Raw genomic sequence first — 11,904 nt, forward strand, 5'->3', positions numbered from 1 at the left:
TCCAGTCAAAATTCGCTTGGCTAATTTTAACCGTTATTACTGTTGTTTTGGTTCTTCGCAAAATTTGCATTTTGCTCATCGCGTTCAACTCGCTCATGCCTGCAAGCAGTCATGGACTCGTTTTTATCGCGAATGTTCTGAATGTTCTCTTGAACTTCAAGGCTTAACCAAAAGCCTTTGTTCTTAGAATTTTCAGGGTTTTACATACTGTTCAGTTTTCAAGGTTCTTTGTTGTTGCCTCAGCAGCAACTTTTATAGTTTATCAAAAGTTTTTGCTTTTGTCAACACTTTTTTATTTTTTACAAATCCACGTTTTTTCGAAATTTTTCTGAGTTCATCAAGAATCTTCAAATCATTTCTTTCGTTTCGTGTTTTGTTTTTGTCCTTGTCTCGAAGACGTATGTTATGATACCAGAGCATTCCCGGAAAGTCAAGCATTTTTCTAAATTTGCTATTTTATATGTTTTTTTGTGATTTTTAAGAATATTCTGGCATCATTTAAACAGAGCTATTTCTATATTGCTGTTCTTTCTTCTACAATTTCATTTTCTAATCAGCAGCTGGAACAGTTCTGACAGGTTCTGCAATCGCGTGCTGTCTGGCTCTATTGATTTTCATTGCCTTCCCGGGTTTTCTTAGCAATGTGTTCCTTCTTTCCCATCCGTTCTGCTATCTTTCTGGCGCTCTCGGTCACTGCCAGACCGCCTTCACTCGTCTCGCGTAAAGCAGCCGGAAGCGCATTGCCGATCCGGCGCATGGAATCGACGACCTCGTCTGCCGGGATCGCGCTCTTGATTCCCGCCATTGCCATCTGCGCGCTGACCGCCGCATTGACGGCGCCAGCGGAATTCCGCTTGATACACGGAACTTCAACCAGACCGCAGACCGGATCACAGGTTAGTCCCAACATATTTTTGAGGGCAAATGCCGCTGCATTCGCGATACACTCCGCATCGCCGCCCTGCAGATATGCCAGCCCCCCTGCTGCCATCGCACTTGCTGAACCAATCTCCGCCTGGCATCCACCCGATGCACCGGCGATGCTCGCATTTTCTGCAATAACCGCACCGATTCCTGCACTGACAAAGAGCGCCTCGACCATCCGGTTCTCCGTTTCCTTACAATATTCCTCATACGACAAAAATACCGCCGGAATCACCCCGCATGCGCCCGCCGTCGGAGCCGCCACGATTCGTTTCATACAGGCGTTGGACTCTCCCATTTTCACCGCTTTTTCCATCACAAGCCCCATGTATCCGCCCGCCAGGCTGCGACCGGAGGCATTGTATGCGTGCAGTTTTTCTCCGTCGCCGCCCGCCATTCCACTTGCCGAGACGATCGAGCCGTCGTATTCCTGATCTGCCTGGCGCATCGCCTGATACATCTGCCGCATTGTTTCAAACGATTCTTCCACCGTCACCTGGCGTTCCTGCACATCCGCCAGAAGAACCACCTTCCAAAGCGGAATCTGATATTCGTTCGCTAAGCGGATTAGATCATTCACTGAATGATATAACATTTCCATTTTCCCGTTCCATTCCTTTTCTTATATGAACCCTTCCTATCGAAGACTTAAATACGTTACCTTCCTGATGCCCTCCTGGCGGCGCAGCCACACAAGCCCTTCTTCCGGAATCTCTTGATCACACTCAATAACCATCACTGCCATGCCGCCGCGCGCCGCACGGTAGAGCTGCATCGTCGCAATGTTGATCGATTTGTGCGCCAGCATCGCCGTCACATCCGCCACATGTCCCGGCTGATCGTCATTGTGGACAACCAAGGTTGGATAACTGCCGGAAAAATTAGCATCGATCCCATCAACCTTCGCAATATTAATCCGTGAGCCACCCAGGGATTCACCTACTACCGTCAGGCTGCGCCCAGAAACGCCCTCAAGCTCCAGTTCCGCTGAATTTGGATGCGCCTCTTTTAAATTGGCTTCCTCAAAGGAAAACTCAATCCCCTTCTCCTCTGCCAGGTGGAAGCTGTCCGGAATCCGCATGTCATCCGGCGCCATCCCTAAAAGTCCCGCAATCAGTGCTTTCTGGGTTCCGTGTCCGGTTCCCGTTGCCAGAAATGAGCCGTACAGACCAATCCGTGCCCGCTTAACCGGTTCCCCAAGAAGCTTCTGCGCCACAAATCCAATCCGAACCGCGCCCGCTGTGTGGGAACTGGACGGTCCGACCATCACCGGACCTACTATATCAAATAGATTCATATTTCTTTCCTTTTCTCTCGTTTACTTCGCCAGGTAGCCGCCATCCACCGGGATTACCGCTCCCGTTATATATTCTGCCGCGTCACTCGCTAAAAACACGGTAATTCCTGCCAGATCTTCCGCCTTCCCCCAGCGGTGCATCGGGATCCGCGCCGTTACCTCTTCATACTGACCCGGATTTTTGGCTTTCATATCCGATGTGAGCTTTGTCTCCATATAACCAGGTGCGATCGCATTGACGGTCACACCACGCGACGACCATTCATTAGAGCAGGCTTTCGTGAGCTGCGCCACGCCACCCTTACTTGCCGCGTATGCCGGTATCATCACACTTCCGAAGAAGGATGTCATCGATGCCACATTAATAATTCTGCCGTATCCACGCTGCAGCATATCCCGCGCCGCCAGCTGAGACATCTGGAACATAGCACCTAAATTTACTCGCAGAACCCGATTCCACTCTTCCATCGGAAAATCTTCTGCCACGCACCGGTGCTGAACTCCCGCACAGTTTACCAGTATATCCGCCTGACCGTCAAGGCTTTCCACCAGATGCTTATAGATATCCGGAACCTCCTCTTCTCTTACCAGATCTCCCACTATTCCGTGAACCACCGCCCCGGTTATCCGTGCAAGCGCATCTGCGCTCTCCCGCACCTTCTCACTTGTTCCCAAAATGGCAACCTCCGCCCCCGCTCTGCACAGTCCCTCTGCCATGCCATAGCCGAGCCCTCTGGTTCCACCCGTGACGATCGCTTTCTTCCCCTTTAAGCTAAACAAATCCATAAAATCGCGCATCTTTCATTTCCCCTTTCAAAAACACCCATCTGTAAACAGTCCCCCTGCTGCTGAGCGCGAACTATCGATACATTTGTTTTCTATTTTCTATATATAAAAGCTGCCGCGAAACAAGAATTTCATCCTTTTCACAGCAGCTTTTTTTCTTTTATTCAATGCATTTTCTTCCGCTACCTGACCGGCTGCATCGAGCGATCCGCTTATGCCAGCTTTTCGCCGGTCAGCATCTCATAGCTCTGAAGATATTTTTCAATGGTCTTGTCTACAATCTCCTGCGGGAGTGTCCAGTCATTGCCCGGATGAGCGGTCAGCCAATCGCGTGCAAACTGCTTGTCGAAGGACGGCTGGGAATGTCCTGCCTCGTAACCCTGTGCCGGCCAGAAACGGGAGCTGTCCGGAGTCAGCATCTCATCACCAAGAACGATGTTGCCATTCTCATCCAGACCGAACTCAAACTTGGTATCTGCGATAATGATACCTTTTTCCAGTGCGTACTCCGCACATTTTTTGTAAAGTGCTATCGTGTATTCACGCAGCTTATCTGCATACTCCTTTCCCTTGCCCGGGAAGTATTTTTCCAGATGATCTACGCTCTGCTCATAGGAGATGTTTTCATCATGATCGCCAATCTCTGCCTTAGTGGACGGTGTGTAGATCGGCTCCGGCAGTTTGTCAGACTCTTTTAAGCCTTCCGGCAGTTCAATTCCACAAACCTTTCCGGTCTTCTGGTAGCTTGCCCAGCCGCTTCCTGTGATATAACCGCGGACGATGCACTCAATCGGAAGCATCTCAAGCTTACGGCACATCATGCTCTTTCCTTCGAATTTCTCCTGCTGGAAGAATTCCGGCATGTCTTTTACATCTACGGAAATCATGTGATTCGGGATAATATCTTTCGTAAGGTCAAACCAGAACTTAGACATCTGTGTCAGTACCTTGCCTTTGTTTGTCACTTCATTATGTAAGATAACATCAAAGCAACTGATACGATCCGTTGCAACCATAATTAGACTGTCTCCATTGTCATAGATTTCACGGACTTTTCCTTCTTTAATCGGTTTCATCTCCTGCATTTTTCGCACCTCATTCTTAAATTTTATGGTGGAATCCAGAGCCCCCCTATATCACAAATGTACAGCTCTGTATCCTTCTATCTGATAAATTACCACTTATCCGCCCTTATTGTCAAGACTCGCCTCCCCGTTTCCCCCTTAAATCCCAACAATTCAGCATTTTACCCTGTAAAGGGCAGTTTGGCATGAATTTTTCTACGCCGTTTTCTTCCAAAATGGAATAGTAAAAATGCAGCGTTATCTGCCGTTCTTCCCTGCTTAAAGAAGAGCTGGCAGATGACACCGCATTTTATCAATTTACCATTTATTATGTATATGCCTCGGATTCTCAGCCCGACACACTCTTACTTATTTCAGAGCTGCAAATCCACGCTCCAGATCCTCGATGATATCGTCGATATGCTCGGTACCGATGGACAGACGGATGGTGTTCTGCTTAATGCCCTGATCTGCCAGCTCCTCGTCGGTCAGCTGGGAGTGGGTTGTTGTTGCTGGATGGATAACCAGGCTCTTTACATCTGCTACGTTTGCTAACAGGGAAAAGAGCTGCAGGTTGTCGATGAACTTATGAGCTTCTGCCTGTCCGCCCTTGATCTCAAAGGTGAATATAGAAGCGCCGCCGTTCGGGAAATATTTCTCATACAGGGCATGATCCGGATGATTCGGCAGAGACGGATGATTTACGTGCTCTACTAACGGATGTTTGGACAGGTACTCAACAACCTTCTTGGTATTTTCCACATGACGGTCGATACGCAGAGACAATGTCTCAGTTCCCTGAAGAAGCAGGAATGCGTTGAACGGGGAAATCGTAGCGCCCATATCACGCAGAAGGATCGCACGGATGTAGGTAACGAATGCTGCCGGACCTGCTGCCTCTACGAAAGATACGCCGTGGTAGCTCGGATTCGGATCTGCGATTGCCGGATATTTGCCGCTTGCTTTCCAGTCAAATTTACCGGAATCTACGATGATGCCGCCCAGAGTGGTTCCGTGTCCGCCGATGAACTTGGTAGCGGAATGTACGACAATGTCTGCGCCATGCTCGATCGGGCGAATCAGGTACGGTGTACCAAATGTATTGTCAATGACTAACGGAAGTCCGTGTTTGTGTGCAATCTCAGCGATCGCGTCGATGTCCGGGATATCACTATTCGGATTTCCGAGAGTCTCCAGATAGATAGCACGGGTATTTTCCTGAATTGCACCTTCTACCGCTTCCAGATTATGAGCATCTACGAAAGTTGTAGATACACCGAAATGGGAAAGTGTATGCTCTAAAAGGTTATAGCTGCCGCCGTAGATGGTCTTCTGTGCTACGATGTGACCGCCGTCTGCTGCCAGTGCCTCGATTGTATATGTAATAGCAGCTGCGCCGGATGCGGTTGCCAGTGCTGCAACGCCGCCCTCCAGTGCTGCGATTCTCTTCTCAAATACATCCTGTGTGGAGTTGGTCAGACGTCCGTAAATGTTACCGGCATCTGCCAGACCAAAACGTGCTGCCGCATGGGCGGAATTTTTAAATACATAAGAAGTGGTCTGATAAATCGGAACGGCTCTAGAATCGGTTGCCGGATCCGGCTGCTCCTGACCTACGTGTAACTGAAGAGTCTCAAATCTATAGTTTCCCATCTCAAAATACCTCTCTTTCTTTTTCTGGAAGTTTATTTCCTAGTATGTAAATTCGTTTTTATTTTATATTCATTTTTTTATTTGAGCAAGCGTTTTTCCATTTATTTTCAAGCTTTCTATAAAATAATTGCTTTTTCCGCAATATGATATTTGCTTATGCAAATGTATATTTGGCTTTTTGGGTAAATAAAAAGCCGGACCGCTTAATCTCCTTTAAGCTCCCGGGCAAATGGCTTGCATCTTAAATCGTTGTCATTCTCTTGAACGGCAGATATGCAAATTTACCTGACCATATAAAATGCCCGGGAATTACACATTCGACAACAACACATCAGATTTCCGTTCCATACAATATTCTGTCTTGCCATTGTATCTGCCTCCTTTTCATTTTCATGTTCTTTCCGAACTCGATGGCTTAATGATACTCTTATAAACCAACTTTGTCAATAGGTATTAGGAAAAAACTTTTTTTCTTTGTTTTCCACGCTTTTCTCCTTGAAAGTCCTATTACCTTGCGTTATAATTGGTTAATAGTAAGGAGGTTACCGAATGATATCAACAAAAGGAAGATACGCCCTGCGCGTTATGATCGATCTGGCGGAACAAAATTCTGCTGGATATATACCACTGAATGAAATTGCCACCCGTCAGCAGATTTCTGAAAAGTATCTGGAAATCATCTTGAAGGTTCTGGTCAAAAATAAATTACTGGAAGGACAGCGCGGCAAAGGCGGCGGTTACCGTCTGACCCGTCCGATGAATGAATATACCGCCGGAGAGATTCTGGAACTGACCGAAGGCTCTCTCTCTTCCGTTGCCTGCCTTGCACCGGATGCGCCGCCGTGCGAACGTCAGACAAGCTGCGTGACCCTGCCGATGTGGAAACGCTTTGATCAGGTTGTACACAATTTCTTCTATAATATTACTTTAGAAGATCTGGTAAAAGAAAGTCAGTCTTTGCCGAAAAGTACGAATTAGCATTTATAAATGAACGAAGGCATTCCATTTTGACCGAATGCCTTTTTATATATAGATTTTTCTATTTATTTCAGTATTGAAGCATCTCAAATGTTATTTTTTGATGCCTTTCCGCTCTTTTGCCCGCTCGAGCAGTTTCCCCGCCTCTTCCAGTGCTCCCGGAAGATACGCTTCCGTCCACTCTTTTCCGGCTTTTTCCTGCTTCTTGATTGCATCCCAATCCGTGACCGATTCTCCCTGTTCGGACAGCATCGACTTACCAAACACGTGCGGATGGCGGCGGATCATTTTTTCACTGGCGCCATCCATGACCTCCCGTATCGTAAACAGTCCTTCTTCCTCCGCGATCTGGGCGTGAAGAAGAATCTGCAGCATTAAATCCCCCAGTTCTTCTTTCAGGTTCTCCGCATCGCCGGTCGCCTCCCAGATATTGATACCGCCAATCACCTCTGCCGCTTCTTCAATGCAGTACGGTTTCAGCGATGTATGCGTCTGCGCCCGATCCCACGGACAGCCGTCCTCGGCACGGAGATGGCGGACTACCTCGCAGAAGCGCATGAACGATGCGGCGCGGTCATTTTCTTTTTTTATCTCATTTGATTCTCGTTTCATTCTCTCTATCCATTTTCTTGTCTGCTTTTATTTCTGAGCTTGTTTATATGCCTATTTTGTAGCTGTTCAGTACCTTCACAGCCACAAGCAAAAATCCATTAAAAATTGCCTACGGCAATGGGATTTTTGCCTGCTGACCCATATTTTCGTACGGTCAGCGCAGTAAATGCGCTGACCTACTGAACAGTTACCCCATTTTTTATTATATTCCAAATTTTGCTTTCTGTCAGCCGTAAAATAAATTTGGAATTGACAGTCTGATATTTTTCATTTACAATATAAGTATAACAAAACAGATTCTTTTATTTATCGGGACTCCTGCCCGGATGCTCCCTTCGTAAATAAGAGCCATGAATCTTACAGGATACGTGGGTCTTTTTTTATTGCACATGATTCCGATACAGCTACCATACCGGACTACTTCCAATCTTTTTTGATTTGGAAATTATCCAGTAAATAAGCGCTCGGATCATCCAGATAGAAAATCCCCTGTCAATTTCTGCACAATGCAGTATACCTGGAGGATTGATACCATGACTTTTTATGAAACTTTAGATTCAATTATGAAACAGGATTTTGGCGGTCGCGGACTTTTAGCATCTCTGCCTGCTTCCCCACTTGCGGCTGTGTCTGCTTCTCTCGCCCATGCGAAAAGAGCCGTTCTTTTGACCGGTTTCCCGGTTCGAATGCCAGACGGTTCTATTACCGGCGAGACGGATGGACCTTCCGGAACTGCCAACCTCGCAGCAGCGCTGACGGCAGCTGGCTGCGGCGTGTCAGTCGTAACCGACTGGTCTTCTTATCCGCATCTGGAAGCGGCTCTCCGCTTCCGCGCTCCGCAGGCAACCTTGATCCGTCTGCCGGAACAGAATACGGATAACTTTATCCGCACCTTTATCCGTGATGCAAAACCGACCCATCTGATCAGCCTGGAGCGCCCAGGTAAAGCTGAAAACGGACATTATCATAGCATGCGCGGTGAACAGCTCGACGACATGATCACGGATTCGGCTCTTTTCCTGTCTGCTGCCAGAGAAGCTGGTGCCACGGTCATTTCCATCGGAGATGGCGGCAACGAGATGGGAATGGGGACCTTCCGCCGTGAAATTCTCGCAGGTGTTCCACACGGCGAACTTATCTGCACCGCAGAAGCAGCAGACCTGACGCTGGCAAGCGGCGTTTCCAACTGGTGGGGCTGGGGCATTGCCTCCCTGCTCTCCCTGGAATTAGGACGGAATCTTCTCCCTTCTGACCGCACCGAGACAGAATTGCTCCGCCGGGTTGTGGCAGCAGGCGGTGTGGATGGATGCACGAAAAAAGCGGAACTGACCGTTGATGCACTCCCTCTGGAGACGCATCTGAGGATTTTGCAGTCTGTCCGCAAATTGACCGATGAAACACTTAAAAAGCAGACAGCAAAGAGAGAAACTCCTTATTTTTACAGAGAGCGGAAGGTAATGGCAGCTGTTTAGGGACTTTTGGTTTTTTATTTGTTTTCATTTTCATAAAAAAGACCTGCTTATGTATTTCACTACATAAGCAGGTCTTTTTTGAATGCTTGTTTAACGCTCGCTTTTTACGCTTACAATTCACTTTTATCGTAACTGTTCAGTACCTTCACAGTCACACGCAAAAATCCATTAAAAATTGCCTACGGCAATGGGATTTTTGCCTGCTGGCCCATGTTTTCGTACGGTCAGCGCAGTAAATGCGCAGACCTACTGAACAGTTACCTTTTATCTTCTCTTTATTTGCTCTTACTTTTCTTCTGCAGCCCGATATGCCTGTGTCACATTTTTCGTGATCGCTTCCGCTTTCCGGTCAGCCGCCACAACCACATGACTCAATGCAAGTAATGCCAAAACGTTCGGAATAACCATCAGCGCGTTGAAGAAATCTGCCAGAGCCCATACTAAATTTACCTTTAACATAGAACCAATGACAATACAAATCACAACGATGAAGGAATAAACCTTTGCCGCGCCCTCGCCGAACAGATATTTCGCATTCGTCAGACCAAAGAAATGCCATCCCAGAATCGTCGAAAATGCGAAGAACAGCAGGCAGATCGCAATAAAAATAGAACCAAAGTTTCCAAAACTCTGCATGAATGCCGCCTGTGTCAGCGCTGTACCATCCTTGCCGGAGCTCATCGCATCCGTTGTCAGGACTGCAAATACGGTCAGATTTAAAATAACAAATGTATCAATAAAGACACTGATCATCGCACAAAGCCCCTGATGATGCGGGCTTTCTGCTTTCGCACGTGCGTGAGCATGCGGTGTGGAACCCATACCTGCCTCATTGGAGAAAAGTCCTCTCGCTACACCAAAACGGATTGCTTCGCGGACGGTGATACCAGCACCAGCACCCATTACCGCTTTCGGATCAAACGCGCCCTTGATGATCATCATAAATGCTGTCGGCACGTAATTGATATGAAGACCAATCAGAATCAGGCTTCCTACAATGTAAACGCCTGCCATAACTGGCACAACCTTCTCTACCACAGCTGCCAGACGTTTGGTTCCACCAATGAAAATGAATCCTGCCAGTACTGCCAGCACAAGACCGATCGTGATCGGCGGAATATTGATTCCATATACCTGAAATACCTCTGTAAACGCAGCACCGATCGAGTTGGACTGTACCATATTGCCCATAAACCCAAGTGCTAAAACAATAAAGATAGCAAACAGAGTGGATAATACCTTTCCAAAATTACCTTTAAATGCCGCCTTGATGTAGTAGACAGGTCCGCCTGTCACCTCACCATTTACCTCTGTTTTGTAGGTCTGTGCCAGAACCGCCTCGGAGTAGATGGTCGCCATTCCGAAGAACGCGCTCAGCCACATCCAGAAGATTGCACCCGGACCGCCGCCAAACAGCGCTGTCGCCGCACCTGCCAGGTTACCAGTACCAACCTGTGCTGCGATCGCCGTCATGATCGACTGAAACGGGCTCATTTCCCCTTTTTCATGTTTTTCTCCGTTCAGGCTGAAATGTCCAAACACATGCTTGCAGCCCTCGCCAAATTTTCTTACCTGGATGAATTTGAGACGAATCGTGTAATAGATGCCCGTTCCACACAGCAGAATCAGCAGAAGAAAACTCCACAGAAAATCATTGCCTTTGTTTACCAGTGTCAAAATCGTGTCCATTTTTTATCCTCCTCTATGTTTTCGTTACGATTCCGGCTCTTTTGTAAATCCGGGATCGAGTAATAAAATAAGAGCTGATACAAATCAGCTCTCCAAAGAGTAGAACATATGCATACAATAGAACTCATCCCCTGGTTCCATTGTGATTGGTTGTATGCCCTGTCCTTTTGCCTGAGAGATCAACGAATACCATGGACGTGCATCCGTCTTACACCTTCGGCGCTCCTTCTTGGAGACTCTCCAGAGTGTCCCTGCCTGACTGACCTTCGATCACTCGTCAGGACGGTTCAGTAAACAGGAACGAACTTATGTGAGGTATGCTATCACATTTCTTCTGCTTTTTCAACTGATTTTTATAAATTATACGAAAATCCTCAAAATATTACGGTTCGCGACACGTTTTCCCCCTTTTCATTAAACTGCTCATACTTTTCCCCAATCAAAAGAGAATCCATCTGCGGGTATGCACCATCTTTTAAAATATACGATGGAATTTCCCCTTCTGGCTGCCATCCCGGCTTTTTCCCTCCCCATTCTTCCCGGTTTTGAGCTGCCTCTGCCTCCGTCACTTTCCTCCATGCCGATTCTGCTGCCTGACCACGCTTTCCCTGCTTTGTCAAAGGAATCACTTTAAAATGATATACGCCCGCAGTCTGCATCAACGGTACAAAATCGTACTGTTCAGCACTCGTCCGATGCGGATGTCCGACACGCTTCGCATCCCGGTAAAGCATCACCAAATATGCCGAAGCCCCCGGCGCTTTCTTCCACCTGCCAATTCCTCTTTTCTCCCAGTCTGCTGCATCCACCGTTCCTATTATCTCTCCGGCATCCTGTAATTCGATCGTCAAAAGCAACGTAGTGCCATTATCTTTCCGAACTGCCTTGCTGCATACCGCGCCAAGCCCTGAAAACTGGATGTCCTCCTGGCGAAGGACGGAAAAAGAATCATCTGCGTCGGATTCCAGTTCTATTTCGTATAGAATTTCCGGAGCAGGTTCTTCTGCATGGATTTCTTCTATCTTTCGTTCTTCTAAAGAAACTTCTTTGGTACCTATATTTTCAGAGTCGGCTTGTATGCTCCCTTTATATTGTTCATTTTCTTTTTTTCCCACCTCTGCCCCATCCATCGCCGGTCCGCTTGCCGGATCACCGGAGATTCGTTCCACACCAGTGACGCTATATGCCCTGTCCCGGCTTTCCGCCTCCAAAACAGGCATTCCCATTTCATCCAGCTCTTCTGCTGCCAGCCGAATCCTGACCCGATCGATGGATGCTGCGGCAGCGGAGAAACATCCCGCAGCCGTCTGGCTCAGTACGGCTGCTCCGAAGAGCAGCCCTTTCGCCATCTGATTCATAAAATTCCTCCTCTCCCACTTTATGTGCTCTCGAAATCTTTCTGTGCTTGATTTTGTAAAATGTTTTTTGT

Annotated in this window: 11 protein-coding genes and 1 riboswitch; of the genes, 3 read left to right on the forward strand and 8 right to left on the reverse strand. The window is 47.5% G+C overall.

Translation table 11 applies throughout. From position 1 onward, the window contains the following. Nucleotides 1–187: hypothetical protein (locus tag DW739_RS14995; RefSeq protein WP_207662806.1), on the forward strand; the 187-nt coding region annotated here is incomplete at its 5' end. A 417-nt stretch (nucleotides 188–604) separates the two neighbouring features. Here DW739_RS14995 and sdaAA read toward each other — a convergent pair. The 5 genes from sdaAA to DW739_RS07590 form a co-directional block, all read right to left on the reverse strand. Next, the gene (gene sdaAA, locus DW739_RS07570) at nucleotides 605–1,519 is read right to left on the reverse strand and encodes an L-serine ammonia-lyase, iron-sulfur-dependent, subunit alpha (RefSeq protein WP_118742931.1); all 915 of its coding nucleotides are present in this window, start codon (nucleotides 1,517–1,519) and stop codon (nucleotides 605–607) included. A gap of 42 nt (nucleotides 1,520–1,561) precedes the next feature. Continuing rightward, entirely contained in the window at nucleotides 1,562–2,221 is a 660-nt protein-coding gene (sdaAB, locus tag DW739_RS07575) for an L-serine ammonia-lyase, iron-sulfur-dependent subunit beta (protein WP_118742868.1), read from the reverse strand. A 21-nt stretch (nucleotides 2,222–2,242) separates the two neighbouring features. After that, nucleotides 2,243–3,019 (reverse strand): SDR family oxidoreductase, encoded by a 777-nt coding sequence (locus DW739_RS07580; RefSeq protein ID WP_118570159.1) that lies wholly within the window; start codon nucleotides 3,017–3,019, stop codon nucleotides 2,243–2,245. Nucleotides 3,020–3,219: 200 nt separating this feature from the next. Then, the gene (locus DW739_RS07585; protein ID WP_022359439.1) at nucleotides 3,220–4,092 is read right to left on the reverse strand and encodes a phosphoribosylaminoimidazolesuccinocarboxamide synthase; all 873 of its coding nucleotides are present in this window, start codon (nucleotides 4,090–4,092) and stop codon (nucleotides 3,220–3,222) included. 348 nt (nucleotides 4,093–4,440) lie between these two features. Further along, nucleotides 4,441–5,724 carry an O-acetylhomoserine aminocarboxypropyltransferase/cysteine synthase family protein gene (locus DW739_RS07590; RefSeq protein ID WP_107000465.1) on the reverse strand — a complete coding sequence of 428 codons (1,284 nt, stop codon included), beginning with the start codon at nucleotides 5,722–5,724 and terminating at the stop codon, nucleotides 4,441–4,443. Nucleotides 5,725–6,273: 549 nt separating this feature from the next. On the opposite strand from DW739_RS07590, the gene DW739_RS07595 reads away from it, so the two are divergent. After that, the gene (locus DW739_RS07595; protein ID WP_118293863.1) at nucleotides 6,274–6,702 is read left to right on the forward strand and encodes an Rrf2 family transcriptional regulator; all 429 of its coding nucleotides are present in this window, start codon (nucleotides 6,274–6,276) and stop codon (nucleotides 6,700–6,702) included. 93 nt (nucleotides 6,703–6,795) lie between these two features. On the opposite strand, the gene DW739_RS07600 is transcribed toward DW739_RS07595, so the two are convergent. After that, on the reverse strand, nucleotides 6,796–7,314 hold the full coding sequence (locus DW739_RS07600; protein WP_182427958.1) for a MazG nucleotide pyrophosphohydrolase domain-containing protein: 519 nt from the start codon (nucleotides 7,312–7,314) through the stop codon (nucleotides 6,796–6,798). 533 nt (nucleotides 7,315–7,847) lie between these two features. Between DW739_RS07600 and DW739_RS07605 the strand changes: the two genes are divergently transcribed. Next, nucleotides 7,848–8,786: a DUF4392 domain-containing protein gene (locus DW739_RS07605; RefSeq protein WP_118570162.1), complete on the forward strand. Its 939-nt coding sequence runs from the start codon at nucleotides 7,848–7,850 to the stop codon at nucleotides 8,784–8,786. A gap of 285 nt (nucleotides 8,787–9,071) precedes the next feature. On the opposite strand, the gene DW739_RS07610 is transcribed toward DW739_RS07605, so the two are convergent. After that, entirely contained in the window at nucleotides 9,072–10,475 is a 1,404-nt protein-coding gene (locus tag DW739_RS07610) for a sodium:alanine symporter family protein (protein ID WP_118742869.1), read from the reverse strand. 149 nt (nucleotides 10,476–10,624) lie between these two features. After that, a riboswitch (glycine riboswitch) is annotated at nucleotides 10,625–10,729 on the reverse strand. A 120-nt stretch (nucleotides 10,730–10,849) separates the two neighbouring features. Then, nucleotides 10,850–11,833 (reverse strand): hypothetical protein, encoded by a 984-nt coding sequence (locus tag DW739_RS07615; RefSeq protein ID WP_107000467.1) that lies wholly within the window; start codon nucleotides 11,831–11,833, stop codon nucleotides 10,850–10,852. Nucleotides 11,834–11,904: the final 71 nt, after the last annotated feature.

Origin of the sequence: Clostridium sp. AM28-20LB (assembly GCF_003480665.1) — a bacterium.
Classification (GTDB): Bacteria; Bacillota; Clostridia; order Lachnospirales; family Lachnospiraceae; genus Otoolea; species Otoolea fessa.

Excerpts from the sequence above, each read along its gene's own strand:
- sdaAA (WP_118742931.1), bottom strand. The coding sequence starts at position 1,519 with ATGTTATATCATTCAGTGAATGATCTAATCCGCTTAGCGAACGAATAT.
- sdaAB (WP_118742868.1), bottom strand. The coding sequence starts at position 2,221 with ATGAATCTATTTGATATAGTAGGTCCGGTGATGGTCGGACCGTCCAGT.
- DW739_RS07580 (WP_118570159.1), bottom strand. The coding sequence starts at position 3,019 with ATGCGCGATTTTATGGATTTGTTTAGCTTAAAGGGGAAGAAAGCGATC.
- DW739_RS07585 (WP_022359439.1), bottom strand. The coding sequence starts at position 4,092 with ATGCAGGAGATGAAACCGATTAAAGAAGGAAAAGTCCGTGAAATCTAT.
- DW739_RS07590 (WP_107000465.1), bottom strand. The coding sequence starts at position 5,724 with ATGGGAAACTATAGATTTGAGACTCTTCAGTTACACGTAGGTCAGGAG.
- DW739_RS07595 (WP_118293863.1), top strand. The coding sequence starts at position 6,274 with ATGATATCAACAAAAGGAAGATACGCCCTGCGCGTTATGATCGATCTG.
- DW739_RS07600 (WP_182427958.1), bottom strand. The coding sequence starts at position 7,314 with ATGAAACGAGAATCAAATGAGATAAAAAAAGAAAATGACCGCGCCGCA.
- DW739_RS07605 (WP_118570162.1), top strand. The coding sequence starts at position 7,848 with ATGACTTTTTATGAAACTTTAGATTCAATTATGAAACAGGATTTTGGC.
- DW739_RS07610 (WP_118742869.1), bottom strand. The coding sequence starts at position 10,475 with ATGGACACGATTTTGACACTGGTAAACAAAGGCAATGATTTTCTGTGG.
- DW739_RS07615 (WP_107000467.1), bottom strand. The coding sequence starts at position 11,833 with ATGAATCAGATGGCGAAAGGGCTGCTCTTCGGAGCAGCCGTACTGAGC.